Origin of the sequence: Maricaulis sp. MIT060901 (assembly GCF_047123815.1) — a bacterium.
Lineage (GTDB): Bacteria > Pseudomonadota > Alphaproteobacteria > Caulobacterales > Maricaulaceae > Maricaulis.
In genome coordinates, this window is the sequence record NZ_CP138920.1 from 133,352 (window position 1) to 157,267 (window position 23,916).

The window sequence follows — 23,916 nt, forward strand, 5'->3', positions numbered from 1 at the left end:
CGGATGCCGCGCCGGATGTCGCCGTGAACTTTGAACGCGAAGTCCTGGTCACGGCTGCCTTCCGCACACGCGACGAAGACGCTGCGGACATCGTATTCCTGCCCAACCTTGAAACCCCATCCCTGGGCGCCATCATCGGAGCACCACGCTCCGGTGGACTCGATGTGTATGACGCCGATGGCGAAGTGCGTGCCGAACATGCCGGCCCCGGCTTGTCCACTCTCGCAGCTGCGCCGGACTTCCAGCTCCGCGGCGAACGTTTGCCACTTGTTTTCGGCGCCGCCAGTGACGCTTCTGCCTTGCACGGTTTTGTCGTGACGCTCGCGGATTTCCGGGTGTTTGAACTCCCTCTGGGCGAATTCACACCCCGCGACGGCGTGGCCGGGCTGTGCATGCTGGAGGAAGGTATTGGCTATATTGACCTGGTCCTGCTCGGCACCGGCGCCACCGCAGAAATCATCCGCATCCAGGACAGCGGCGAAGATCTGCTGAGTGTAACCCAGCGCAGCAGTTTCGAGCTTCAGGCGCCGGCTCGCGAATGCACCACGATCGACAACGCGATCTTTACTTTGAGCCCTGCGGGTGGCGTCACCAGGCTCTCCGCTGACGGTGTTGTCGAAGCTGAATTGCAGATCGCTGCGACCGGCATTGCCTCTGGCGATTTCAACGGATCCAGCCTGATTGTCCTCACGAACGCCGCAAGTCGGGAGCTGCACACTTTCCATGCGGCTGATCTGGAACGCGCTGCCAATGTGACTGTCGTGGACGGATTGAGCACGCCTGGTATCCAGGAACCTGCGGCAATCGACATTACCGCCACCACTTACGGCTATACCGCTTATGGCGACGGCATGCTCGGCGTGTTTGATCGCTCGGACAATCGCGTGAAGGTCATCTCTCGAGAGGCCTTCACCCGGGCCTATTTCACGATCGAATAGACCGGTTGCATCAAATCGATCTGCGGGCGGTCCAGGCGGCCGCCCCGCAGGCGATAAAGAGAATGATGGCACCGCCCTGGTGCAGCAGGCTCAGCGACAGTGGTGCCACCGCCAGCAGCGTCGCGATACCCAGCGCCACCTGGGCCAGGACCAGCGCCGGCAGGATCACCATGAAGGGCTTCAGCGATACGCGCGGCTCACGGAAAATCAGCCAGGTCGTTACGCCCGTCAGGATCACCACAAGATAGGCCAGCCAGCGATGCTGCAGCTGAACGGCTGCCCGACTTTCAAAAATCGCCTGGAAGAAAGGCAGGTTCTGGGCGCTGAAAGCATCCTGCAGATAATCGGAGGGAACCAGTTGCCCGCTCATCAGCGGCCAGGTGTTGTGCACAACGCCGGCATCAATCCCGGCCACGAAAGCACCGGCCATGATCTGAACGAAGACCAGACCCCAGAAAAAGAGGAACCAGCGCGTGTGAGTGCCCGCCCGGACTGGCGGTGCGCCGTATCGCGCTTCCAGGGCGCACCAGACGGTTGCGCCCAGCAGGACAAAGGCCATGCCGAGATGGGTGGCCAGGCGGTACTGGCTGACATCCAGCCGATCAACAAGGCCTGACGCCACCATCCACCAGCCAATGGCGCCCTGCAGACCACCCAGCACGAGCAGCACCAACAGACGCGGCTTGAGGCGCGCTGTCAGATCTCCTCGCAGCCAGAAGACAAGCAGCGGCACCGCGAAAGCCAGGCCAATCAGTCGACCCAGCTGGCGATGCCCCCACTCCCACCAGAAAATGAACTGGAATTCCTCCATGCTCATCCCGCGGTTGACTTCCTGGTATTCGGTGGTTGAGCGATAGAGCTGCAGAGCCTCTTCCCAGTCCGCAGTCGAAAGCGGGGGAATGGCACCGGTGATCGGTTTCCACTCTGTGATCGACAGACCACTATCGGTCAGGCGTGTAGCACCGCCAACAATGATCATCGCGCAGATCATCAGCGCGACAATAAACAACCAAGTCGCGACCATGGGAGGGGTATGGGAACGATAGCTCATGACAACTCCTGTTGGCACCGTAGCTATCGCATCCGGGCGCGAGCGCAAGCACCCAGGACGGTGAAATCATGTCGCAGGCTGAATTGGGGCTCGCCCTTAAACTTTACTCGCGCCATGATGCCGAAAAGCGATGAGGACGAAAATGAGCTTCACGGATCAGACGGTTGTTATCATCGGCGCCGGCCAGGCGGGTGGTCAGTGCGCCTTGAGTCTGCGCCGCAACGGATTTGACGGCAAAATCCTCATTGTCGGTGAAGAACCACATCCGCCCTACCAACGCCCGCCCCTGTCCAAGGCCTATCTGTCCGGTGAGATCGGTGAAGACCGTCTCTGGGTGCAGACACCGGAAGCCTGGGCCGAACAAAAGGTCGAGATGCGTACCGGCCTGCGCGCCACGGCCGTCAATCGAGAGGAACAGATCGTCGCCTTCGAGGATGGCAGCAGCCATCGCTATGACCACCTCGTCTTCGCGACCGGTTCGCGCGTGCGCGAACTTCCCGTCGCGGGTGCAGAGCTGGAGGGTGTACGCTATCTGCGCAATATAGCCGATGTCGATAAACTCAAGGCCGACGTAGGGCCCGGGCGACGGATCGCCATCATTGGCGGCGGCTATATCGGGTTGGAGGCCGCTTCGGTCGCCAAAAAACTTGGCGCCGAAACCGTCGTGGTGGAGGCCATGCCGCGCCTTCTGGCCCGGGTAGCGCCGGAAGAACTTTCAGCCTTCTATCTAAACGCCCACCAAAGTCGTGGCGTCGATGTCCGCCTAGCCAGCCAGGTCAGCAAGCTGACCGGCGAGAACGGACGAATTACCAGTGTCGAGCTGGCCGACGGCAGCCGTATCGAGTGCGACAGCGCCCTCGTCGGCATCGGCGTTCTGCCCAATATCGAACTGGCCAGTGCCATTGGTGTTGAATGTGACAACGGAATCCTGGTCGATGAAACGTGTCAGAGCTCGGTTCGCGACATTTATGCGATCGGTGATTGCTGCAATCAGCACAACTGGCTTTCCGGGACCCGTATGCGCCTGGAATCCGTGCCCAACGCGCTGGAACAGGGAAAGCTGGTTGCAGCAGCGATCTGTGGAACTCCGCTACCGAAGCGCGAAGTACCCTGGTTCTGGTCCGACCAGTTTGACCTGAAACTGCAGACCGCTGGGCTGCTCCAGGGTGCAGATACACAGATCGTGCGCAAGGGGGCCAGCCCCGACCAGATAGCGATCTTCCATTTGCGCGACGGCGTCCTAGTCGCCGCAGACTGCGTCAATGATCCCCAGAGCTTCATGGCGTCCAAAATGATGATCATGAAGAACGCAAGGCCCGATCAGGCAGACCTGGCCAATCCGGAAATCATGATGAAGGACATCATGAAGGCCGCTCAATAGCGATGGGAAAAATGGTCGGAGCGGCGAGATTCGAACTCGCGACCCCTCGCCCCCCAGGCGAGTGCGCTAACCGGGCTGCGCCACGCTCCGACTTGTTTTCATGGCAGGTCGCCACGACGGGGACGCCGTTATAGGCACAGGCCGAAAACGGAGCAACACCCCATTCAGCGAGATTCAGATCTTTGGATTGAGCGCCGACTTCAACTTCGCCCGCGCGCCTTCCAATTCCTGGATCACATCCTTGATCTCACGGTTGGATCGACCACCCGGCGCCGCCTTGCGGACGGGTTCAGGTCTGGCCTCCACATCTGCACTGTCAACTGCCCTGGCGATGTTTCTGTTCGGGTTATTGCCCAGCTCGACGATTGAGGCGACGCCATTGTCCTTGATGAACTTCTTGGCGCCCTTGATGGTAAAGCCTTCTGAATAGAGCAGATGCTTGATTCCGCGCAGCAAAGCGAGGTCTTGCGGTCGGTAGAACCGCCGCCCGCCCGCACGTTTCAGCGGACTGATCTGGGCAAATTTACTCTCCCAGAAGCGTAATACATGAGCCGGAACGTCAAGCTCCTCAGCGGCTTCGCTGATGGTGCGAAAGGCGTCCGGTGATTTGTCCAAGACCGACATGCGTTTATCGCGTCAGCCTTCGACCCCGTTTACAAGGTCTAGTCCTTGGACAGAGCCGAATCGACGCGCTCCTTCAGAACGTGCGATGGTTTGAAAACCAGCACGCGACGAGCTTCAATCGGAACTTCTACCCCTGTCTTGGGATTGCGCCCGACACGACCACGTTTGTCGCGCAGGAGAAAGGATCCGAACGACGACAGTTTAACAGATTCGCCGTTCGCAAGCGTATCGGACACCATACCCAATACAGCCTGAACAAGATCCGCAGATTCCTGGCGGGAAAGACCGACTTCTCGGTATACCGCCTCGGCCAGATCTGCACGCGTAAGAGTTTTATCCGACATAGCAATCCCCAGACAGATGAGTACAGGCTAAGCCCCAAAATGGGGGCGCGTCAACGCTCCGACCAAGAAAAAAGTCAAGAAAATCGGCAATTTCGCGTTTTAGTAACGCGCGAGAGCCGCGCCCCAGGTGAAACCTCCGCCCAGAGCTTCCATCAACAGGAGGTCGCCGCGCTTGATCCTGCCATCCTGAATCGCCCGGTCCAACGCCAGCGGAACCGAAGCTGCAGACGTGTTGCCGTGATCGGCGACCGTGGAGATAACCTTCTCGGTCGGAATGGACAGTTTGCGCGCCACCCCTTCCAGGATTCGCTGATTGGCCTGGTGCGGCACGAACCAGTCAACATCCGCAATATCAACCCCCGCTCGCCCGGCAATCGTGGTCATGGATTCGGCGATATTGGTCACGGCATGGCGGAAAACCTGGTTGCCGACCATGCGCAGATGACCGACAGACTGAGTTGCGGACGGACCACCATCCACATGGAGCAGGTCCTTGTAACGCCCGTCCGAGCGCAGATAGCTCGCCATGACACCGGCATCATCCGCACCGGTTTTCTCTTCACCGCTCAACACAACAGCGCCGGCACCATCGCCAAACAGGACGCACGTCGTACGATCGGTCCAGTCCACGATGCGCGACATTGTCTCGGCACCCACTACCAGCGCCTTGTTCGCCTGGCCGCGGGCGATGAAATTATCTGCGATCGACATCGCATAGACGAAGCCGGTACACACCGCCTGGACGTCAAACGCTGCGCCCTGGGTGATGCCCAGTCGCGCCTGTAACACGGTCGCAGTGGAGGGAAAGGTGAAGTCAGGCGTTGTGGTCGCCATCACAATGAGGTCGATGTCAGCGACATCCAGCCCGGCATGTTCCAGCGCCTTGCGTGAAGCCGCCTCAGCCAGGTCAGACGTGGTCTCGCCTTCGCCCGCAATATGCCGCTGTCGAATACCCGTGCGCTCGCGGATCCACTCATCGCTGGTATCAACCATCGAGGACATTTCCGCATTGGTCAGGATGCGTGCGGGCAGATAGGACCCGACGCCGGCAATCCGCGAAATACGCTCAGTCATTACTCAGCCATTTTTTCCTGCTCGTCGAAGTCCATGAACTTGTCGAGCATGCGCCGTAATTCCGGCATGAAATTACTCTGTGCCATGGCGTAACCCAGGCCGAGCGCGGAAGCGAAACCTTCACCATCAGCACCGCCATGGCTCTTGACCACAATACCCTTGAGGCCCAGCAGGACACCGCCATTGATGTAACGCGGATCCATACGCTGCCGCAGACGGTCAAGCGCGCCCAGAGACAACAGGCCGGCGGCGAGTTTGGCCAGCAGTGAGCTCGTCAGCGCTTCACGCACCCATCCGGCAACCAGTCGCGCCGTACCTTCAGCGGTCTTGAGCGCGATATTGCCGGTGAAACCATCAGTCACGACCACGTCGATATTACCGGCGCTGATATCATTGCCCTCGATGAAGCCCTGGTAGTCGAGGTCCAGTCCGGAATTGCGAATAAGGCCGTCAGCCTCGCGCACGATATCATTACCCTTGAGCTCTTCCTGACCGACATTGAGCAGGCCGACCTTGGGCTTGCTCTCACCAAAAACGGCGCGATGGAACGCTTCGCCCATGATGGCGAACTCGACCAGCTGGGTTGCACCGCACTGAACATTGGCACCGACATCAAGAACGACAGTATGCCCCTTCGGCGTCGGCCAGTTCGCAGAAATCGCCGGACGGTGTACACCCTTTTTCATACGCAGGATGACCTTGGAAATCGCCATCAGCGCACCGGTATTGCCGGAAGACACGATCGCATCCGCCTCACCCGATTTCACGCACTGGATCGCATTCCACATGGAGGAGCCGCGCGCACGACGCACCGCCTCGCTGGGCTTGTCCGTCATCTGGACCTGGCTATCGGAATGGCGTAGCTCGCAGACAGCTGCGACCGCCGGATATTCATCCAGCAGCGGTTGCAGCTCAGCCTGGTCGCCATGAAGGAGATATTTCGTCTGTCGGTCCGGCCAGCGTTTAAGCGCTTGCACGATACCCTCAACGACCGCGCGCGGGCCAAGATCGCCCCCCATCGCGTCTACCGAAATCGTAGGAATGCCAGTCATGCAGGAAGGTCGCGTCCCCTTGCGACGGCTTGAACCGCCAAAATCCAGCGGAACTTATCGGACCTCCGGACAGATGCAAGGCGGGAAAACGGTCAGCCGAGCGTGATGAAATCCGGAGCGGCGCCTTCCGCAAGCGTCAACGCCCCTTGCGCATCAAGCTTTTCCGCACTCGCCCGCACGTAGTCCGAGAGTTTACGCGACGCTGAATTTGTCTCTTCCGACGCAAAAATATTGCGGGCAATCGCGAGCTCCAACACGCCCGGGTCGTCAACTTTCAGCGCCTCGTCATAAACGCTGGCACGTCCATAAAAGCCCTCGGCCATGAAGCGGATTTTCTTGCCCACTCCGGAATCGCCTACCCCCATCTCGCGCATGGCCGCGTCAAAATCATCGAACATGGTGTCAAATAGAACCTGGGAGATATCGCGGTGCGCCTGTTCAGCACTCGCCTGAAACACACGGATCACCAGGGTGGTATGTAACACCACCATCTCGAAGCGACCCTCGAGCGTGTCGGGAACGCAGTCTTCGCCATACAGGGCAGGCTGTCTGGATGCAGCAAGCAGATGCTCGTACAACTCTCTCGCCAGCAGTTTTTCCGGTCGCGGCTTGAACAATCCGAACAACATGTAATCGGCGCTCCTCAATCTTTGCACTTGAGGCTAAGCTCCCGCGAGGGTAGGTCAATACGGCAAGTACAGGCCGGGCCGCCCCCGGAGGAGTGAATTCATGCAACGCAGCGTCCGTATTTCTGCCGTTATTATTGCCTGCACGCTTGGCGTCGCAGCGTGTAATCCCACGCTTCGTTCGCACGGGCATCGCTATGGTATCAACGTGGAACCGGAAGTGACCGTTGCCGAGGACACGCAACAGACTGTGTTGCAGCGCTTCGGAAACCCGTCCACACGCGGCACGTTCGAAACGAACACCTGGTACTACATCTCGGCAACACGTGAGTCGCTGGCCTATCTGCGTCCCTCCACCCGTGACCGTCGCATCATCGCCATCACCTTCGACGACACTGGCGTTGTCTCCGAAGTGAACGAATACGGTCTGGATGATGGTCGCGTCGTGGCCTACTCCTCCACGGAAACGCCGACCCGCGGTCGTGAGCTCTCCATCCTGGAACAGCTGCTGGGTAATGTCGGCACGCTTCCCAACGAGCAGTTTGGTGGCGAGCAGAATCTGCCAGGCGGTGCCGGTGGCCCGCGTCGCGACCAGTAGGTCTACTCCGCGCCCTCTGACAATTCAGGCATGACGACGCTTGCCAGACGCAGCGCCAGACGGCTCTGTGAGAAATAGCGTGTGCCACCATTGTCGAGTTAGACCACCGTGACTGAAGTGTCCGGTGCGTCCGCATCGAAATAGTGCCGGAATACGACCCGACCGCCTCCGCCGTGGCCGACGCCGGTAAATTCACCATGCTGCTCAAATTCCCAGCCATGAGAAAAGCGCGACAGGCCACCGTCCGGCAGTGCAAAGCCCTGCCAATGCTCCAGCAGGGTTTCTCGCGGCACGAACCGACCCCGCACCAGCGCCTGCGCCCATAGCGTAAAGTCGTCGAGGCTCAGATTGAGACCGGTTCCGGAGAAATGATACGGCATCCAGTAGAGCATACCCCTCGAGCCTCCACCTTCTGCCTCCGACTGGTAGCTGGTCACAGCATTATCGATGTGTGCGCCCTCTCGGGAAAACTCCAGATCCGACATGTCGGCAACTGCGGCCTGGCCCTGTGCCAGCAGGGTTTCATAAGGCTGCCCTGACGCGCGCTCGAGGGCCAGGCGCCCAAGGGCGTAGTTGGTCTGCGTATAGCGAGACCCCGTTCCTCGTTCGAATAGAAATGGCTCGTCGAACACCCGTTCCAGCGCAGACCGGGCCGTGAGCTCGAAGGGGCGTGAGAAATACTCCGGGAAGCCCGACGCATGCGAGATCGCAGTTGCCAGCGACACCTGTTGCCAGCTCTCGGGAAGATCAGTCACCAGCGTGCCTAAAGTGGCATCCAGGGCAATTTCCTGGCGCTCGACGGCCTGGAGAAGGGCCACATTGAACAGGAGTTTGGAGGCAGAATAGACCGGATAGACCGAACTTCCATCCGGCGCTGCGCCGCTCACCTGATCAACGACACCACCATGGTTTTCATAAATCACCTCGGCACCGGCCAGCAACACAACCGAATACCCAATCGTCCCGTAAAGCGCCTGACTGTCGATCAGTATGTCATCAAGGCGTGTTCGCTGGTCTGCGGATAGCTCCTGCGAGCCGGGCTGGGCCAAGACCTGACCGCACAGGCTGGCGAACAAACACGCCATCACCACCACCTTGAACCATGAAGTGGCCAGAGTTTTCATTTACCAATCCCCACGCGTAGAATTCGCCCAGTTTGGATCGGGAAACGCAAAGATTTGGTTCCCGGACCTGCATCTGGCCAGGGGCTATCAAGGGACATGCTTATGAACTGGGACACGACGGATTATGTGATCGCAACGGCCCTGTTTGCCAGCTGCGCGCTGGTGACCTGGCTGATCACCCGCAATGCACGATCACACTGGCATATCCTGGCCGGCACCCTCGCCGCTCTGGGTGCGCTTGTCCTGGTCTGGATGCAGCTGGCCGTCGGCCTGATCGGTTCCGGCGAGCATCCGATCAATCAGGCCATGACGCTGGTGCTTGCAGCGGGAGCCATCGGATCCGCGCTGTCCCGTTTCCGGGCCAGCGGGATGCGGACGACCATGCTTGCGGTCGCCGGAACACAGATGACGCTCGGCGCGCTGGGCTTCATCCTGGCAACGCCGGACCTGTTCAGCGATGTTTTCCTGGTCACCACTTTCTTTGCGGGGATCTGGACGGGGTCAGCGCTTCTTTTTCACCTGGCCTACCGCAGAGAACAGCGCGCATGAGAAAAGCCCCGGCCAGCTGACCGGGGCTCTCCAGTTCGATCGATCTGGACCGCTTAGCCAGCCAGGAAGGCGAGCAGCAGCAGAGCCACGATATTCGTGATCTTGATCATCGGGTTCACAGCCGGACCGGCCGTGTCCTTGTACGGGTCACCAACGGTGTCGCCGGTTACCGAAGCTTTGTGAGCTTCGGAACCCTTGCCACCATGATTGCCGTCCTCGATATACTTCTTGGCGTTGTCCCATGCACCGCCACCGACGGTCATGGAAACGGCCACGAAGAGACCATTGACGATCACACCCAGCAGCATCGCACCGACGGCCGTCAGGGCAGCAGCCTGGCCGGCAATCGCGTTGATGGCGAAGTAAAGCACGATCGGTGACAGAACCGGCAGAAGCGACGGCACGATCATCTCGCGGATCGCAGCCTTGGTGAGGATGTCCACGGCGCGGCCGTAATCCGGCTTCGCCTTGAACTCCATGATGCCCGGGATCTCCTTGAACTGTCGGCGTACTTCGGCAACGACCGAGGTCGCGGCACGACCGACAGCCATCATCGACATGCCACCGAACAGGTAAGGCAGAAGACCACCAAAGAGCAGGCCGACGATCACGTACGGATCCTTCAGCGAGAATTCCAGCTCCATGTGAAGCAGGTGCTCGATGTCGGTTGTATAAGCCGCGAAAAGGACCAGGGCACCCAGACCGGCGGAGCCGATCGCATAACCCTTGGTGACCGCTTTTGTCGTGTTACCAACAGCGTCCAGCGTATCCGTCGTGTCACGAACGCTTTCATCGAGGCCCGCCATCTCGGCGATACCACCGGCATTGTCGGTGACCGGACCGAAGGCGTCGAGCGCGACGATCAGACCCGCCAGGGCCAGCATGGTGGTCACCGCAATGGCGATACCGAACAGGCCTGCAAGCATGAAGGTCGATAGAATACCGAGAATGATGATGATCGCCGGCAGAGCAGTCGCTTCCAGGGAAACAGCAAGACCCTGGATGACGTTGGTACCATGGCCGGACTCGGAGGCTTCAGCCACCGACTTCACCGGACGGAATTCCGTGCCGGTATAGTATTCCGTGACCCAGATGATCGCCGCCGTAACGACGAGACCGATCAGGCCGCACCAGAACAGGTTCATGCCGGTAATCATGGTGCCGGCAACTTCGCCGATCTCGCCCATGCCATTCGGCAGGGCATAGGTGTTGACCACCCACAGACCACCAATGGACAGCACACCCGCAGCGATGAGGCCCTTGTAGAGCGCGCCCATCACATTGGTACCGCCGCCCAGGCTGACGAAGAAGGTACCGATGATGGAGGTGACGATACACACCGCAGCGATTGCCAGCGGATAGATCATCATCGTTGCGCCGAGACCATCCGCAAAGAAGATCGCCGCGAGAACCATCGTCGCAACAACCGTCACGGCATAGGTCTCGAACAGATCAGCAGCCATGCCGGCACAGTCGCCGACATTATCGCCGACATTGTCAGCGATGGTTGCAGCGTTGCGCGGATCATCCTCCGGGATACCGGCTTCGATCTTGCCGACCATGTCGCCACCCACATCAGCACCTTTGGTGAAGATGCCGCCCCCCAGACGGGCGAAGATGGAGATCAGGGAGGCGCCAAAGCCCAGGGCGACCAGAGCGTCGATGACCGTACGGTCTCCCGCCTCAAAGCCCATCGCGCCGGTCAGCAGCCAGAAATATCCGGCCACACCCAGCAGCGCCAAGCCAGCCACCAGCATGCCGGTGATCGCACCAGAGCGGAAAGCGACAGCCAGGCCTGCAGCCAGGCCGGTGCTAGCGGCTTGGGTCGTGCGCACATTGGCGCGGACCGAAACCAGCATGCCTATGAATCCGGCCGCGCCGGACAGGACTGCACCGATGGCAAAACCGAGTGCGACTTGCCAGCCCAGAGTGACGGCAATCAGGATACATACGACGACACCGACGATGGCGATGGTGGTGTATTGGCGCTTGAGATAAGCGTTAGCGCCTTCTTGGATGGCCGATGCAATTTCCTGCATCTTCTCCGAGCCTGCACTCGCGCTCATCAGGCGTTGTGTTTGCACAACCCCATAGATGATGGCGAGAACAGCTGCGGCAATGGCCAGCATAAGCATGTTCATGGCGTAGAGCCCCGTTATTTTTCCTCACATCGGCCTTTATTTTCAACGGGGAAGTCAAACGCGGGAATCGCGCCGACCGTAAAAAACTCCCCCTAGACGAATGGACTATGCCCAATGCCCCTAGGGGGTGCAATACGCCGACGCGCTTGACCCGCTAAATATCCAAGAAAAAAGGAAAACAGACGCTATCGGGCGAAAAGACGGACGTCGAAACTCCGAATCTCGAGCGTTTCGATTGCGCCTGCGCCGTAATACTCGCCAAGTGCCTGCGACCAGGCGGCCACGGCTGCTTCGCGGTTCAGGGCCTGCCCATCTTCAGTACTCAGATCTTCACGGAACGCGGTTCGTGTCATCAAATCAAGAGCATAATGGGTGTTTTCCTGCATGCGCCAGACGTCATGCCCCTGGGCCACACGCATGCGAACCAGCACATAGGCGAAACCGGTGAGACGGCCATTCTCCGCCAGCGGAGCGACCACGGCCGGCATGGTGAAGGAACGAGGATCATCCTCTTCCTCCACATATTCGTCTTCATTCTCATTGCCGCTGGAAAACAGCATGAGGAAACGATTTCCGGAACCGCCGGAACTGCCCTCGTCATCGCTCGACGGCGGCGCAGAGGCCGCGGCCAGCGCCGTCGAGCTTAGAAGAACCGACATCAGGAGCGAAATCAGAAAACGCATCACACACCTCACCATCCAGCCGAAAGCGTAAGTGAGAGGCGTCAAAAATGCGTAAAACCGCCTGCAGCCACATCCAGAGCCACGCCTGCATCATCCAGAAGCTGGCAACCTTCACCCGCAATAACCCGTCCAATCCAGTTCAGGGAAAGCCCGGTTTCCTCCTGCAGCGCCAGGATGTCGCCGGAGCGTGAGGATGGTGCTGTGAACAAGAGCTCGTAGTCATCGCCGGCACTCGCCAGCTTGATGAGACCTGGCTGCCCCTCGTTTTCCAGCCACAACAGTGCGGGATCTGACAGCGGGATCATGGCGCTTTCGATTTCCAGCCCGACACCGGAGGCTTTTGCCAAATGAACCGCGTCGGCAATCAAGCCATCCGAGATGTCGACACAGGCTGACGCCAGCCCCCGCAGCTCCAGGCCAAGTTCCAGACGCGCCTCGGGATGTTCATACCGGGCCAGCAGGTCGGCCTGCTTGTCCAGCGTGTTCAACGCCATTTTGAGGCCGAGCCCGGCATCGCCGATCGTTCCAGACACCCAGACATCATCACCTTCACGCGCGCCAGAGCGCACAAGCCCCTGCCCGCTCGGCACTTCCCCGATCAGCGTCAGGGAGATAACCAGCTGCTCGCCTCCTGATGTGGTGTCTCCACCAATCAACGGAAGTTCCAGCGGCTGTGACAGGGCCGCGAACGCCTTGGCAAGCGCCTCCCGGCGAGAAGCCTCCCAGCTTTCCGGGAAAGCCACAGAACTCATGAAAGCCAGGGGAAAGGCGCCCATGGCGGCAAGATCGGAGAGATTGCTGTGCAGGGCCCGCGCCGCGATAACGTCGGCGCTTGCATCAACCGGAAAATGGCGACCTTCCACCAACATGTCGCTCGCCAGCACGATTTCGTGGCCAGCCTGCGGGGTCAGCAAGGCGGCGTCATCCAGCAGGCCGAGCGCTGCGGGATGACCCAGTGTCATGGGTTTCAGGAAGGTCTCGATAAAGTCGAACTCGTTCGAGCCGCTCATCACCTAGAATTCCGAAGCGCGCGCCTTGCGGCCGCACTTGTCCAGCGCGGCATTGACGAATTTCGGTTCGGAGCCCTCGAAGAACGCGTTGGCGATCTCGACATATTCATCGATCACGACCTTTGCGGGAACATCGTCGCGCTTGAACAGCTCGAAACCGCCGGAGCGCAGAATGGCCCGAACGGTCGCGTCCAGACGCTCCATACGCCAGCCATCGGCCAGGACTTCATCAATCGCCGGGTCAACTGTCGCCTGGTTGCTGACCACGCCGCTGACAAGATCATCGAAGAAATCCTCGTCCGCCTCGACATATTCCGGACCTTCATGCGCCGCACCGAAACGGTGATCGCGAAACTCCCGAATCACGTCCTTGGCGCCGCGTGAGGCAATTTCCATCTGGTAAAGCGCTTGCACAGCGGACAGCCGGGCCATGCGACGCAGACGCGCACGGCGTTCGGACGGGTTTTCTTTTTCAGTCATCTCAATCTTCCGCTTCGCCGCGGAAACGGTCACGAAGCTGCAGGATGGACAGGCAGGCTTCGGCCGCGTCAGCGCCCTTGTTCTTGTCGACCGCCCTTACCATGGCCTGCGCCCGGTTTTCCACCGTCAGTATGCCATTGCCGACCGGCACACCTTCCAGCGACAGATCCATCAGGCCGCGCGCAGACTCGCCACAAACATAGTCATAATGCGTCGTCTCGCCGCGAATGACACAGCCCAGCGCGATATAGCCGTCATAACCGGCATCGGTCAGCTCGGCTTGGGTGATAGCACCGGGGATTTCCAGCGCACCGGGAACCTCGACGACGTCAAACGAGCAGCCCGCCGTGGCCAGCGTCTCGGATGCGCCCTTGATCATCGGGTCAGCGATCTCGCGGTAAAAGGCGCCGGCGATGATGAGAATGCGATAGCCGCTCATGTCAGTCTCCAGAAAACAGGCGTTCCTTGCGAACGCTCAGGCCGTACCCTTCCAGACCGACAATGGTCTGCGGCTTGGTAGTCAGCAGGTCCATTTCCTGCACACCGAGGTCGAGCAGAATTTGCGCGCCGATGCCGTATTCGCGCAGGCGACGGGCCTCGCGCTCATCCTGCGGGAGAGCGGGATGGGCGCCCAGGCGCTCGACAATCGCCGTGTGGCTGGTTTCGCGGATGAATACCATCACGCCGGGACCATCATTCTCGGCCAGCGCCTTGATACCCGCTTCTGCAAGGCCACCACGCCCCCCCGCCTCACGCAGGACATCGTCCACGAAGGAGACCTTGTGCATGCGGACCAGGGTCGGCTCGTGGGAGGACGGCTTGCCCTTGACCAGCGCGACATGTTCCGCGCCATCAATCGTATTGCGGAATACGACCAGCTTGAACGGCCCGCCCCACTGGCTGGTGAACTCGCTCTCCAGCCGGCGCTCGATGAAACGGTCATTGCGGCGGCGATAGGCGATCAGGTCCTCGATCGTGCCGATTTTCAGCCCGTGCAGCTGAGCAAAGGCGATGAGATCGGGCAGACGCGCCATGGTGCCGTCTTCATTCATGATCTCGCAGATCACGCCAGAGGAACCGGCACCGGCCAGCCGAGCGACATCAACAGACGCCTCGGTATGCCCAGCCCGGATCAGGACACCACCATCGCGGGCGACCAGTGGAAAAACGTGTCCCGGTGTTGCGATGTCATCAGCGCCCTTAGATGGGTCGGTAGCGACTTCAATCGTCCGCGCGCGATCATGCGCGGAAATTCCGGTCGTGACGCCGTCACGCGCTTCGATGGACACGGTGAAAGCCGTCTGGTGGCGCGAACGGTTCTCCGAGGACATCAGCTTCAGATCGAGCTGTTCGATACGTTCCTGGCTCATCGCGAGGCAAATCAGGCCGCGACCGTGTTTGGCCATGAAATTGACCGCGTCGGGCGTTGCGAACTTGGCGGGGATGACCAGGTCACCCTCGTTTTCGCGGTCCTCGGCATCGACCAGGATAAACATACGCCCATTGCGGGCGTCCTCGATAATGTCCTCGATCGGGGAGAGAGGGATATCGCTCACGCCTGATCCTCCGAAAATTCGTTCAGGCGCGCGGCGTAGCGCGCCATGAGATCGACCTCAAGGTTTACGCGTGCGGCTTTTTGCAGTTGGCCCAGCGTCGTCACCTCTGCGGTGTGGGGAATAATCATCAGATCGAAGGTCTCGCGGGTGACATCATTGACCGTCAGCGACACGCCATCGACCGTGACAGAACCCTTCTTGGCGATGTACTTGTTGAGCTCCGCCGGTGGCCGGATTGTGAAGACGATCCAGTCGCCCTCATTCCGGCGATCCACGACCTCACCGACGCCATCCACATGGCCGGTAACCAGATGTCCGCCAAGCTCCTCGCCCATGGCCAGGGCGCGTTCCAGATTGACGGAGCGGCCTTCGCCGAGATCACCCAGCGTGGTCAGACGCAGGGTTTCCGGCGACACCTCGACGGCATACCAGCACCCATCCGCGGTGTTTTCTTTCTCGACCACGGTCAGGCAGGCGCCGGCATGGGCGATGGATGCACCCATATCGATCGTGTCGGCATCATAGGGTGCCTCCACTTCAAACCGGACCACGTCGGTCCCGGATATCGAGCGAATTCGCCCCTTGGCCGTGATAATGCCTGTGAACATCAGCGAACCCGTTCGTAAGTTTCCTGCAGATCATCACCGCGTTCGGTGACGGATATGCGCTTGAAGATGGGGGCAAGATCGAGACTCTCAAGGCCGAGTTCTGCACACACGGACAATCCCTCGCCCCCCAAAATCTTCGGGGCTCGAAACCACTCAATGCGATCAACGAGATCCGCCTTGATCGCTGATGCGGCGATTTGACCGCCCGCCTCTATCATCACGCGCTCATATCCGTCGATCGCAGCAGCGATATCACCAGAAGCGCGTAGGATGACCTGCCGGTCACCACGCGCGAAGACTTTCGCGCCCATATTCATCCGGCCCTGGCGGTCCAGCACGAGCAGATCCGGCTGTTTCTCCGGCATGGGATCGGTACGCGCCGTGAACTCCGGGTCATCTGCCAGGATAGTGCCGACACCGGTCAGGATCACATCATGCGCCGCGCGCATGCGATGCACTTCAGCGCGGCTTTCCGGGCCGGTGATCCATTTGGATTGTCCGTTGGACAGCGCAATCTTGCCATCAAGCGAGGTGGCTAATTTGAGCGTGACCCGCGGCTGGGCGGATGGGCTCATTTTTTCTTGTCGCCTTGCGCATTCTTGCCGCCGCCGAGGTGTTCATCCTTGATGAATTCGCGGAAGTCCTCAACGCGGTGGAAGTCCTTGTAGACCGAGGCGTAACGCACATAGGCAACGCTATCGACGCTTTTCAGCGCCTCCATCACCAGCTCGCCTACACGGTCCGAAGTGATGTCCGTTTCGCCGGAGCTTTCCAGCTGGCGCACAATACCGGAGATCATCTGTTCGATACGATCCGCCTCGATATTGCGCTTTTGCGCCGCGAGCTGGATGGAACGGCTGAGCTTTTCGCGATCAAACGGGACCCGGCGACCAGACTTTTTCGAGACCGTCAGTTCGCGCAACTGCACCCGTTCAAACGTGGTGAAACGGGCCGCACAGGACGGGCATTGCCGCCGGCGGCGAATGGCATTGCCATCTTCCGCCGGGCGGGAGTCTTTGACCTGGGTGTCTGGATGACCGCAAAAAGGACAGCGCATTCAGTTACCTTAGGCCAGTTTCGGATAGATTGGGAAGCGTGCTGTCAGCGCCTTCACTTCCTCACGCACCCGGGCCTCGACCTCGGCATTGCCTTCCGGGCTCTCAACGAGTGCGTCGAGAACCTCAACCATTAGCTCGCCAATGCGCTTGAACTCGGCCTCACCGAAGCCCCGCGTCGTACCCGCCGGAGAGCCGACACGCAGACCGGACGTGACCGTCGGCTTTTCCGGATCAAACGGGACACCATTCTTGTTACAGGTGATATAGGCCCGCTCGAGCGCTTCCTCGGCGATATTGCCCTTGAGACCTTTCGGACGCAGGTCGATGAGCGCGAGATGGCTGTCGGTGCCACCAGACACAATGTCATAACCGCCAGTCAGCACAGCATCGGACATAGCCTTGCAGTTGGCGACGACCTGTTTCGCATAGGCCTTGAACTCCGGTCGCAGCGCTTCGCCGAAGGCAACGGCCTTGCCGGCGATGACATGCATCAGCGGGCCACCTTGCAGGCCCGGGAAGATTGCAGAGTTGAATTTCTTTCCGAGATCCAGGTCGTTGGAGATGATCATGCCGCCACGCGGACCGCGCAAGGTCTTGTGAGTGGTCGTCGTGCAGACGTGCGCGTGCGGCACCGGGCTGGGATAGACCCCGCCGGCGACCAGACCGGCCACGTGCGCCATGTCGATCAGAAGATAGGCGCCAACCTCGTCAGCAATCTTTCGGCATTCGGCAAAATCGATCTCGCGCGGATAGGCGGAACCACCTGCAACGATCAGGGCCGGCTTGACCTCGTGCGCCTGCTTGCGCAGCGCGTCATAGTCGATCAGGGCCGTGTCCTTGTCGACGCCATAGGCATGCGCCTCGAACCATTTGCCCGACATGTTCGGGCGCGCGCCGTGTGTCAGGTGACCACCGGCATCCAGCGACATGCCCAGGATTTTGTCACCCGGCTTGAGCAAGGCCAGGAAGACACCCTGATTGGCCTGGCTGCCAGAACTCGGCTGGACATTGGCATAGGCAGCGCCAAACAATTCCTTGGCCCGATCGATGGCCAGTTGTTCAACGACATCAACATGCTCGCACCCGCCATAATAGCGGCGCCCCGGATAACCTTCCGCGTATTTATTCGTCAGCGGAGAGCCCTGCGCCTCAAGCACAGCGCGCGACACGATATTCTCTGAAGCGATCAGCTCGATCTGATTCTGCTGGCGCAGAATCTCGGCGTGAATGGCTCCGGCAACTTCGCGATCGGATTCGACGACCGGCTGAGAGAAAAACGCTTCTGTGGAAGCCGTATCCATCGTGTCAGTGAGAGTGTCAGTCATGGCGGGTCCTTACTCGTTATGCCGCTTTGATAGGATGGTGCTCACGGGCCTTCAAGCTTCCTTTTTGCAAGACCGCATCTCGCCTCGTGAACGCCCTGCAATATTACGGAATATTTATATTACTCACACTGCACGTAACGAATACCGAAATGCACTTCTGAAGACTTGAATTGTGATTCAACTAACCATATCCCTCCAATACGAACAGCGTTCACTTTACGCTGCCCTCATCCAAAAAAAGCAAAAAGGGATCGGATATGACTGACAACGCTCTGCCTGATATCGACAGAGAAGAACTGCTTCGCATGACGACTGAAATCGTCTCGTCATATCTGTCACACAACTCAATGCCGGCCGAAAGTGTGCCAGACCTGATCAAGTCTGTGCACGCCACAATGACAAGTGTTTCCTCGATCGAGGAAAAAATTGAGCAAAAAGTAAAGCCGGCTGTACCAGTTTCCAAATCAATCGCGGACGATCACATCGTTTGTCTTGAAGACGGCAAGAAGCTGAAAATGCTCAAGCGCTATCTTCGCTCCCAATACAACATGTCCCCGGACGAATACCGCCAGAAATGGAATCTGCCCTCGGATTATCCGATGGTCGCGCCCGCCTATTCACGCAAGCGTTCGCAGTTTGCCAAGGATATTGGCCTGGGCCGGGGCGCCAAGGCGTAAGACCCAGCTTCAAGCAGTAATACCGCGGCCGGGCTTCGAACCCGGCCGTTTTTTATTGGCGTCCTTGTCCTGTTTCCATTTCAGCTTGGCGACGGCCAGGCGCTCGATTTCCGCCCGCGAAGTTTTTTCAGGCACCTGAAAGACGACCTCGTCACCGGTCACACCGTCAACCGCAGCGACACGCACTGCGTTCCCGATCCCGACAATTTCAAGATAGATATCGTGGCCGCCCATCCAGCCTCACGATCAGGCGGTGGCGAGGCCGTCCTGGCCTTCCGCAGACGCCTCTTCCCAGACCACGTCGAGCGCCGTGATCAATTGATCAAACATCTCATCCGTATGCAACGGTGTCGGCGTCAGTCGAAGACGCTCGGTGCCCCGCGGAACGGTGGGATAGTTGATCGGCTGCACATAGATGCCGTGATCCGCGAGCAGACGATCGGTGATGCGCTTGCACAGAACCGGATCGCCAACCTTGACCGGGACGATATGGGTCACGGACGGCATCACAGGATAACCGGCGTCGGCCAGGCGCTGTTTCAGCGTCGCCGCGCGTTCCTGGTGTTTCTCGCGCAGATGATTGGATGATTTGAGATATTCGACGCTTGCGCGGGCTCCGGCGGCCAGCGAAGGAGGCAGTGCCGTCGTGAAAATGAAGCCCGGTGCCATGGAACGGATCGCATCGATGATAGCGCCGTCCGCGGCGATATAGCCGCCCATTACGCCAAACGCCTTGCCCAGAGTGCCCTCGATAATGTCGACACGATGCATAAGACCATTCCGCTCGGCGATGCCGGCGCCGCGCAAGCCGTAAAGGCCCACTGCGTGCACTTCGTCGAGATAGGTCAGCGCATTGTATTTTTCAGCCAGGTCACACACGGCCTCGATCGGACCGATGTCACCGTCCATGGAATAGACACTCTCGAAGGCAATCACTTTTGGCGCATCAATCGGAGCGGCCTTGAGCAATTCTTCCAGATGCTCGACATCATTGTGCCGCCAGACATGTTTCTCACAGCGCGCGCCCTTCACACCTTCGATCATCGAGGCGTGGTTCAGCTCGTCGGAGAAGATAATCAGACCCGGCAGGATCTTGCCCAGCGTCGCCAGCGTGGCTTCGTTGGCGATATAGCCGGAGGTGAAGAGAAGTGCGGCATCTTTCTGGTGCAGGTCGGCGAGCGAGTGCTCGAGCTCGACATGATAATGCGTGGTGCCGGAAATATTGCGGGTGCCGCCAGCGCCTGAACCGACTTCGTCGATCGCGGCTTTCATCGATTCCACGACGCAGGGAATCTGCCCCATGCCGAGATAATCATTGGAGCACCAGACCGTCACATCGCGGACATCACCTTCCGGTGTGCGCCAGCGAGCATTGGGGAAATCACCCTTCTTGCGCATGAGATTGGCAAAGACGCGGTAACGGCCTTCCGCCTTGACGCGACGTACAGCTGATCCAAATGCGGCTTGGTAATCCATGGGGGCCTCGTAACAGTCTGTCCCGCTCAGTGGGAACTGAGTCTCGGTATAAACTGTTAACGGCGCTCCTGCGAATGGACGAAGCGCCGCACCCTGATTTTTTTGCAGTACTTACATCCGGAAGCGGATGTGATCTGACCAGAAACGTTCGATCCGTGTGAGCGCTGTATTGACGGTCGGAAGCGTCTCGCCTTCCACACCACCCACCGGATGCAGGGATCCGGCCTGGCGCGCAAAGAGTTCATTGAGCTGTTCGCGCACCGCATGACCGCTTTCGGTCAGGCTGACACGCACAGACCGACGATCCGTGGAAGAACGCTCGTGGCGGATGTAACCGGCATCCACGAGCTTCTTGAGATTATAGGAGACGTTGGAGCCCAGATAATGGCCACGCGTCCTCAATTCGCCCGCAGTGAGCTCCTGGTCACCGATATTGAACAACAGCAGCGCCTGCACGCTGTTCACATCCTCGAGCCCTTCGCGGTCCAGCTCGTCCTTGACAACATCGAGAAGCTGGCGATGCAAACGCTCCACCAGTTGAAGAAGTTCGAGATATTCTGCCTGCGGTCCTGCCTGCGGCGTTACGCTTTCAGCCAATGCCATGGTCTGTACTCCACCCGATCTTTTTGATCTTTGGATGGGACGCTAAACGCAAAGCTCTAAAAACCGCTTAATTTTTACCCCAACTTCCTATCAATAGCTCGTAAATACCTGAAAAGTCTTTATCACGACCGCCCAGATTGTCGAACATGGCATAGAGCGCCTCGGCCTGGGCACCCAGCGGCGTGGATGCACCGGCGCTTTGGGCCGCATCCTGGGCGAGTTTGAGATCCTTCAGCATCATCGCCGTGGCGAAACCGGGCTGATAGTCGTTATTGGCCGGCGTGGTCTGGACCGGACCCGGCACCGGGCAATAGCTGGTCATGGACCAGGACTGGCCGGAGGCCTTGGACGAGATATCGAAGAATTTCTGCTGGTCGAGACCCAGCTTGTCCGCCAGTGCGAAGGCCTCACACGTGCCGATCATGGTGATGGCCAGCAGCATGTTGTTACAGATCTTGGCGGCCTGGCCTGCACCGGTATCACCGGCATGGATCACGGCCTTGCCCATCGCCTGCAGGAAAGGCTCGGCGGCGGCAAAATCGTCTGCGGAACCACCGACCATGAAGGTCAGCGTGCCGCCCGTGGCCGCTGCGACACCGCCAGAGACCGGCGCATCGACAAACTTGAATCCCTTGTCGACGGCCGCACCACCGACATGGCGCGCACTGTCGACGTCAATCGTGGAGCAATCCAGGAAGAGCGTACCCGGCGCCGCGACCGGGAAGACCTGGCCTTCATAGACCGCGCGCACATGTTTGCCCGCGGGCAACATCGTGACCACGGCGTCCGCGCCGGCAACGGCGTCCGTTGCGGACCCTGCGGCTGACGCGCCCTGCTCCACCGCCTGAGCCACAGCGGCGTCGGACAGGTCAAACGCCTTCACATCATGGCCGGCCTTGACCAGGTTGGCTGCCATGCCCGAGCCCATATTGCCTAGACCGATAAATGCGATCGTCGCCATCTCGTATTCTCCCCTTGCCTGTCCTTAAGCGTCGTCGCCCAGGAAGGTCATTTCATGGTCTGCGTCGAGGGGTTCAAAAGCCTCGGCGATATCATTGTCATTGACGCTGGCCAGCGTGGACGGATCCCAGACCGGCGCATTGTCCTTGTCGATGATGACGGCGCGTACGCCCTCATAGAAATCCTTGCCCTTCAGGCACCAGCTCGAAGCGCGCAGGTCCTGGCGCATGACATCTTCAAAGGACAGGTCCGCGCCCTTTCGCAGCGCCGCCAGCGTGAGCTTCAACGCGGCCGGGGACTTGGACGACAGGATTTTCGCCTGTTTTGTCGACCAGCCATCACCGGCGCCCTCGATGCGCGCAATGATCTCCTCGACCCGATTGCCGGCAAAGGCTGCATCGATCAGGCCGCGCGTATGAGCCAGGTCGCTGTCACCGGGATCTCCGGAAAATTCTTCGAGCAGGACTTCCAGCGCGTCGTCATCGGAAAGATCTGCGCTCTCTAGAGCCGCCACCAGCGCATCATACTGGCTGGACGGGCAGTAATGGGTCGCGAGGCCCGATGCGACCGCGTCAGCAGCCTTGAGGCGAGCGCCCGTCAGCCCCATCCAGGTGCCGATCTCGCCAGCCAGACGCGGCAGAAAATAGGCCCCGCCCACATCCGGGTGGAAACCGATCCCGGTCTCCGGCATGGCAAACATCGTGCGGTCGCCTGCAACACGGTGGGAGCCGTGTACGGAGACGCCAACACCGCCGCCCATGGTGATGCCATCGATCAGCGCCACATAGGGTTTGGGATAGTGGAAAATGAGCGTGTTGAGACGATACTCGTCGCGCCAGAACAGCCAGGCATCATCATTGCCGGCCTTGCCGCTGTCATGCAGTTTGAGGATATCCCCGCCCGCACAGAACCCCTTCTCGCCCGCGCCATCAACGACGATCGCCTTGACATCGTCATCATGACGCCAGCTCTCCAGCGCCTCGATCATCATCAGACACATCGGGTGGGTCAGCGCGTTGAGCGCCTTGGGACGATTGAGCGTGATCCGGCCAACCTGACCGGTCTTGCGGGCGATGATTTCGGGTTCGTCAGTCAAGGTTCAGTCCTCGTCTTCGATGCAGAAGATTCCAATTTTCTTGCCGTCTACTACACCAACGGCGAGGTCGAAAGTGGATTGCGTGAAAGGTTGCCAGCCGCCACTACATCCACCCCCGATGATCTCTCCCCAGTTCGTAAAGGCACGTGCCGCGTCCGAGAAATCAGCAAAAAAGCTGTTCACCCGTGGATGGGACAACAAACGCCTCGGCAGAGCAAACGAGTTATAGGCGATCCCTTTCTTGGCCCGGTCCGCTGCCAGAAGCCTCGCTTCGTCCAGGGGGACCTCTCGCCAATGCGAATGCGTAAACTCATCCGCCAGCGGGGCGACGGCAGGCTGGAATGAATGACGCAAACGGATCAAACGCGCTCGATCAGACCCAGAAGCATAAACCTCTTCAGCGACCAGCCATGACAGCCAGTTGCGGCGACCACTGCTGGTCACCGTCAGCAGGTCACTCATAAAACTCCCTCAGCGCCCACTCATCCTCGACCCATTCCGGTTCGAGGGTGGCGAAGACCAGGCCGATCCAGCCGAAACGATCATCATTGGCCTGTTCGGCCAGGGCGGGTTCGTGTTTGAGCGGGACCCAGCAGACCAGATCGCCGACTTTTACGTCCTGCTTGGGCGCATAGGTCGTTTTGGAGAGCGCGATGAAACCGCCATCATTGGACGCGACACGCAGGGTCAGGCGCAAACAGCCATCCTCTTCCACGGACATGGGTTCATCAGCGCCGAACTCGTCCTTGGCGTCCAGAACGATCCCGACCATGGGCTGTTCGGGCACAATGCCCTCTTCCGCATCGGCACAGGCCTGGGCGAAGGCCTCCAGGGTGGTGTCAAAGCTCTTTGGCTCGCTGGCCCCGGTCTCTTCGCCCATGG

The 23,916-nt window shown here is 59.6% G+C and carries 29 protein-coding genes and 1 tRNA gene; 5 read left to right on the forward strand and 25 right to left on the reverse strand.

The window, feature by feature from the left end; genetic code table 11:
• Positions 1-23: 23 nt before the first annotated feature.
• Entirely contained in the window at positions 24-938 is a 915-nt protein-coding gene (locus SIC17_RS00645; RefSeq protein WP_291895491.1) for a hypothetical protein, read from the forward strand.
• Positions 939-948: 10 nt separating this feature from the next.
• Here the strand turns inward: SIC17_RS00645 and SIC17_RS00650 are convergent, their stop codons facing one another.
• The gene (locus SIC17_RS00650) at positions 949-1,989 is read right to left on the reverse strand and encodes a COX15/CtaA family protein (RefSeq protein WP_291895492.1); all 1,041 of its coding nucleotides are present in this window, start codon (positions 1,987-1,989) and stop codon (positions 949-951) included.
• Between the two features lie 142 nt (positions 1,990-2,131).
• Between SIC17_RS00650 and SIC17_RS00655 the strand changes: the two genes are divergently transcribed.
• Positions 2,132-3,370: an NAD(P)/FAD-dependent oxidoreductase gene (locus tag SIC17_RS00655; protein ID WP_412546078.1), complete on the forward strand. Its 1,239-nt coding sequence runs from the start codon at positions 2,132-2,134 to the stop codon at positions 3,368-3,370.
• A gap of 12 nt (positions 3,371-3,382) precedes the next feature.
• Here SIC17_RS00655 and SIC17_RS00660 read toward each other — a convergent pair.
• From SIC17_RS00660 to SIC17_RS00685, 6 genes are all read right to left on the reverse strand, one after another.
• Positions 3,383-3,460, reverse strand: a tRNA-Pro gene (locus SIC17_RS00660).
• A gap of 84 nt (positions 3,461-3,544) precedes the next feature.
• The gene (locus tag SIC17_RS00665) at positions 3,545-3,985 is read right to left on the reverse strand and encodes a MerR family transcriptional regulator (protein WP_412546940.1); all 441 of its coding nucleotides are present in this window, start codon (positions 3,983-3,985) and stop codon (positions 3,545-3,547) included.
• Positions 3,986-4,032: 47 nt separating this feature from the next.
• Positions 4,033-4,338 (reverse strand): integration host factor subunit alpha, encoded by a 306-nt coding sequence (locus SIC17_RS00670; protein WP_291895498.1) that lies wholly within the window; start codon positions 4,336-4,338, stop codon positions 4,033-4,035.
• Positions 4,339-4,437: 99 nt separating this feature from the next.
• Positions 4,438-5,412, reverse strand: a complete 975-nt coding sequence (locus SIC17_RS00675) for a beta-ketoacyl-ACP synthase III (RefSeq protein WP_412546079.1) — start codon at positions 5,410-5,412, stop codon at positions 4,438-4,440.
• Positions 5,412-6,464, reverse strand: a complete 1,053-nt coding sequence (plsX, locus tag SIC17_RS00680) for a phosphate acyltransferase PlsX (protein ID WP_412546080.1) — start codon at positions 6,462-6,464, stop codon at positions 5,412-5,414. The genes SIC17_RS00675 and plsX overlap by 1 nt, the downstream gene beginning before the upstream one ends.
• A gap of 92 nt (positions 6,465-6,556) precedes the next feature.
• Entirely contained in the window at positions 6,557-7,093 is a 537-nt protein-coding gene (locus SIC17_RS00685; RefSeq protein WP_412546081.1) for a ubiquinol-cytochrome C chaperone family protein, read from the reverse strand.
• Positions 7,094-7,193: 100 nt separating this feature from the next.
• On the opposite strand from SIC17_RS00685, the gene SIC17_RS00690 reads away from it, so the two are divergent.
• A complete protein-coding gene (locus tag SIC17_RS00690; protein WP_291895505.1) occupies positions 7,194-7,688 on the forward strand; it encodes an outer membrane protein assembly factor BamE in 495 nt (164 codons plus the stop codon).
• Positions 7,689-7,786: 98 nt separating this feature from the next.
• Here the strand turns inward: SIC17_RS00690 and SIC17_RS00695 are convergent, their stop codons facing one another.
• Entirely contained in the window at positions 7,787-8,812 is a 1,026-nt protein-coding gene (locus tag SIC17_RS00695; RefSeq protein WP_412546082.1) for a serine hydrolase domain-containing protein, read from the reverse strand.
• A 102-nt stretch (positions 8,813-8,914) separates the two neighbouring features.
• On the opposite strand from SIC17_RS00695, the gene SIC17_RS00700 reads away from it, so the two are divergent.
• A complete protein-coding gene (locus SIC17_RS00700; RefSeq protein ID WP_412546083.1) occupies positions 8,915-9,361 on the forward strand; it encodes a hypothetical protein in 447 nt (148 codons plus the stop codon).
• Between the two features lie 53 nt (positions 9,362-9,414).
• Here the strand turns inward: SIC17_RS00700 and SIC17_RS00705 are convergent, their stop codons facing one another.
• The 10 genes from SIC17_RS00705 to glyA form a co-directional block, all read right to left on the reverse strand.
• Positions 9,415-11,502 (reverse strand): sodium-translocating pyrophosphatase, encoded by a 2,088-nt coding sequence (locus SIC17_RS00705; RefSeq protein ID WP_291895509.1) that lies wholly within the window; start codon positions 11,500-11,502, stop codon positions 9,415-9,417.
• Between the two features lie 185 nt (positions 11,503-11,687).
• Positions 11,688-12,185 (reverse strand): hypothetical protein, encoded by a 498-nt coding sequence (locus SIC17_RS00710; protein WP_412546084.1) that lies wholly within the window; start codon positions 12,183-12,185, stop codon positions 11,688-11,690.
• Between the two features lie 41 nt (positions 12,186-12,226).
• Positions 12,227-13,195 (reverse strand): thiamine-phosphate kinase, encoded by a 969-nt coding sequence (gene thiL / locus SIC17_RS00715; protein WP_291895512.1) that lies wholly within the window; start codon positions 13,193-13,195, stop codon positions 12,227-12,229.
• 3 nt (positions 13,196-13,198) lie between these two features.
• Entirely contained in the window at positions 13,199-13,675 is a 477-nt protein-coding gene (gene nusB / locus SIC17_RS00720; RefSeq protein ID WP_291895513.1) for a transcription antitermination factor NusB, read from the reverse strand.
• A 1-nt stretch (position 13,676) separates the two neighbouring features.
• A complete protein-coding gene (gene ribH / locus SIC17_RS00725) occupies positions 13,677-14,114 on the reverse strand; it encodes a 6,7-dimethyl-8-ribityllumazine synthase (protein WP_412546085.1) in 438 nt (145 codons plus the stop codon).
• Position 14,115: 1 nt separating this feature from the next.
• Positions 14,116-15,231, reverse strand: a complete 1,116-nt coding sequence (gene ribB, locus SIC17_RS00730) for a 3,4-dihydroxy-2-butanone-4-phosphate synthase (protein ID WP_291895517.1) — start codon at positions 15,229-15,231, stop codon at positions 14,116-14,118.
• Positions 15,228-15,839 (reverse strand): riboflavin synthase, encoded by a 612-nt coding sequence (locus tag SIC17_RS00735; RefSeq protein ID WP_412546086.1) that lies wholly within the window; start codon positions 15,837-15,839, stop codon positions 15,228-15,230. The genes ribB and SIC17_RS00735 overlap by 4 nt, the downstream gene beginning before the upstream one ends.
• On the reverse strand, positions 15,839-16,414 hold the full coding sequence (locus SIC17_RS00740; RefSeq protein WP_412546087.1) for a RibD family protein: 576 nt from the start codon (positions 16,412-16,414) through the stop codon (positions 15,839-15,841). Before SIC17_RS00740 ends, SIC17_RS00735 begins: the two co-directional genes overlap by 1 nt.
• Positions 16,411-16,896: a transcriptional regulator NrdR gene (nrdR, locus tag SIC17_RS00745; protein WP_412546088.1), complete on the reverse strand. Its 486-nt coding sequence runs from the start codon at positions 16,894-16,896 to the stop codon at positions 16,411-16,413. Before nrdR ends, SIC17_RS00740 begins: the two co-directional genes overlap by 4 nt.
• A gap of 9 nt (positions 16,897-16,905) precedes the next feature.
• Positions 16,906-18,198 (reverse strand): serine hydroxymethyltransferase, encoded by a 1,293-nt coding sequence (gene glyA, locus SIC17_RS00750; protein ID WP_412546941.1) that lies wholly within the window; start codon positions 18,196-18,198, stop codon positions 16,906-16,908.
• Positions 18,199-18,479: 281 nt separating this feature from the next.
• Here glyA and SIC17_RS00755 point away from each other — a divergent pair, with 281 nt between their 5' ends.
• A complete protein-coding gene (locus tag SIC17_RS00755) occupies positions 18,480-18,899 on the forward strand; it encodes a MucR family transcriptional regulator (protein ID WP_291895525.1) in 420 nt (139 codons plus the stop codon).
• A gap of 9 nt (positions 18,900-18,908) precedes the next feature.
• On the opposite strand, the gene SIC17_RS00760 is transcribed toward SIC17_RS00755, so the two are convergent.
• The 7 genes from SIC17_RS00760 to SIC17_RS00790 all read right to left on the reverse strand — a co-directional run bounded on the left by SIC17_RS00760 (position 18,909) and on the right by SIC17_RS00790 (position 23,914).
• A complete protein-coding gene (locus SIC17_RS00760; RefSeq protein WP_291895527.1) occupies positions 18,909-19,133 on the reverse strand; it encodes a DUF6898 family protein in 225 nt (74 codons plus the stop codon).
• A 12-nt stretch (positions 19,134-19,145) separates the two neighbouring features.
• The gene (gene hemA / locus SIC17_RS00765; protein ID WP_412546089.1) at positions 19,146-20,375 is read right to left on the reverse strand and encodes a 5-aminolevulinate synthase; all 1,230 of its coding nucleotides are present in this window, start codon (positions 20,373-20,375) and stop codon (positions 19,146-19,148) included.
• A 111-nt stretch (positions 20,376-20,486) separates the two neighbouring features.
• A complete protein-coding gene (gene ldtR, locus SIC17_RS00770) occupies positions 20,487-20,978 on the reverse strand; it encodes a transcriptional regulator LdtR (protein ID WP_291895531.1) in 492 nt (163 codons plus the stop codon).
• A 67-nt stretch (positions 20,979-21,045) separates the two neighbouring features.
• Positions 21,046-21,939 (reverse strand): 3-hydroxyisobutyrate dehydrogenase, encoded by an 894-nt coding sequence (mmsB, locus tag SIC17_RS00775; protein ID WP_412546090.1) that lies wholly within the window; start codon positions 21,937-21,939, stop codon positions 21,046-21,048.
• Between the two features lie 24 nt (positions 21,940-21,963).
• On the reverse strand, positions 21,964-23,034 hold the full coding sequence (locus tag SIC17_RS00780) for an enoyl-CoA hydratase/isomerase family protein (RefSeq protein ID WP_412546091.1): 1,071 nt from the start codon (positions 23,032-23,034) through the stop codon (positions 21,964-21,966).
• Positions 23,035-23,037: 3 nt separating this feature from the next.
• Positions 23,038-23,496, reverse strand: coding sequence for a hypothetical protein (locus SIC17_RS00785; protein ID WP_291895536.1), 459 nt, complete (start codon positions 23,494-23,496; stop codon positions 23,038-23,040).
• On the reverse strand, positions 23,489-23,914 hold the full coding sequence (locus SIC17_RS00790; protein WP_412546092.1) for a hypothetical protein: 426 nt from the start codon (positions 23,912-23,914) through the stop codon (positions 23,489-23,491). Before SIC17_RS00790 ends, SIC17_RS00785 begins: the two co-directional genes overlap by 8 nt.
• Positions 23,915-23,916: the final 2 nt, after the last annotated feature.

Excerpts from the sequence above, each read along its gene's own strand:
- SIC17_RS00760 (WP_291895527.1), bottom strand. The coding sequence starts at position 19,133 with ATGGGCGGCCACGATATCTATCTTGAAATTGTCGGGATCGGGAACGCA.
- SIC17_RS00785 (WP_291895536.1), bottom strand. The coding sequence starts at position 23,496 with ATGAGTGACCTGCTGACGGTGACCAGCAGTGGTCGCCGCAACTGGCTG.
- ribH (WP_412546085.1), bottom strand. The coding sequence starts at position 14,114 with ATGAGCGGCTATCGCATTCTCATCATCGCCGGCGCCTTTTACCGCGAG.
- SIC17_RS00655 (WP_412546078.1), top strand. The coding sequence starts at position 2,132 with ATGAGCTTCACGGATCAGACGGTTGTTATCATCGGCGCCGGCCAGGCG.
- nusB (WP_291895513.1), bottom strand. The coding sequence starts at position 13,675 with ATGACTGAAAAAGAAAACCCGTCCGAACGCCGTGCGCGTCTGCGTCGC.
- SIC17_RS00700 (WP_412546083.1), top strand. The coding sequence starts at position 8,915 with ATGAACTGGGACACGACGGATTATGTGATCGCAACGGCCCTGTTTGCC.
- glyA (WP_412546941.1), bottom strand. The coding sequence starts at position 18,198 with ATGGATACGGCTTCCACAGAAGCGTTTTTCTCTCAGCCGGTCGTCGAA.
- nrdR (WP_412546088.1), bottom strand. The coding sequence starts at position 16,896 with ATGCGCTGTCCTTTTTGCGGTCATCCAGACACCCAGGTCAAAGACTCC.
- SIC17_RS00740 (WP_412546087.1), bottom strand. The coding sequence starts at position 16,414 with ATGAGCCCATCCGCCCAGCCGCGGGTCACGCTCAAATTAGCCACCTCG.
- SIC17_RS00695 (WP_412546082.1), bottom strand. The coding sequence starts at position 8,812 with ATGAAAACTCTGGCCACTTCATGGTTCAAGGTGGTGGTGATGGCGTGT.
- hemA (WP_412546089.1), bottom strand. The coding sequence starts at position 20,375 with ATGGATTACCAAGCCGCATTTGGATCAGCTGTACGTCGCGTCAAGGCG.
- thiL (WP_291895512.1), bottom strand. The coding sequence starts at position 13,195 with ATGAGCGGCTCGAACGAGTTCGACTTTATCGAGACCTTCCTGAAACCC.
- SIC17_RS00690 (WP_291895505.1), top strand. The coding sequence starts at position 7,194 with ATGCAACGCAGCGTCCGTATTTCTGCCGTTATTATTGCCTGCACGCTT.
- plsX (WP_412546080.1), bottom strand. The coding sequence starts at position 6,464 with ATGACTGGCATTCCTACGATTTCGGTAGACGCGATGGGGGGCGATCTT.
- SIC17_RS00685 (WP_412546081.1), bottom strand. The coding sequence starts at position 7,093 with ATGTTGTTCGGATTGTTCAAGCCGCGACCGGAAAAACTGCTGGCGAGA.
- SIC17_RS00755 (WP_291895525.1), top strand. The coding sequence starts at position 18,480 with ATGACTGACAACGCTCTGCCTGATATCGACAGAGAAGAACTGCTTCGC.
- SIC17_RS00650 (WP_291895492.1), bottom strand. The coding sequence starts at position 1,989 with ATGAGCTATCGTTCCCATACCCCTCCCATGGTCGCGACTTGGTTGTTT.
- SIC17_RS00670 (WP_291895498.1), bottom strand. The coding sequence starts at position 4,338 with ATGTCGGATAAAACTCTTACGCGTGCAGATCTGGCCGAGGCGGTATAC.
- SIC17_RS00710 (WP_412546084.1), bottom strand. The coding sequence starts at position 12,185 with ATGCGTTTTCTGATTTCGCTCCTGATGTCGGTTCTTCTAAGCTCGACG.
- ldtR (WP_291895531.1), bottom strand. The coding sequence starts at position 20,978 with ATGGCATTGGCTGAAAGCGTAACGCCGCAGGCAGGACCGCAGGCAGAA.
- SIC17_RS00790 (WP_412546092.1), bottom strand. The coding sequence starts at position 23,914 with ATGGGCGAAGAGACCGGGGCCAGCGAGCCAAAGAGCTTTGACACCACC.
- SIC17_RS00735 (WP_412546086.1), bottom strand. The coding sequence starts at position 15,839 with ATGTTCACAGGCATTATCACGGCCAAGGGGCGAATTCGCTCGATATCC.
- SIC17_RS00705 (WP_291895509.1), bottom strand. The coding sequence starts at position 11,502 with ATGAACATGCTTATGCTGGCCATTGCCGCAGCTGTTCTCGCCATCATC.
- mmsB (WP_412546090.1), bottom strand. The coding sequence starts at position 21,939 with ATGGCGACGATCGCATTTATCGGTCTAGGCAATATGGGCTCGGGCATG.
- SIC17_RS00675 (WP_412546079.1), bottom strand. The coding sequence starts at position 5,412 with ATGACTGAGCGTATTTCGCGGATTGCCGGCGTCGGGTCCTATCTGCCC.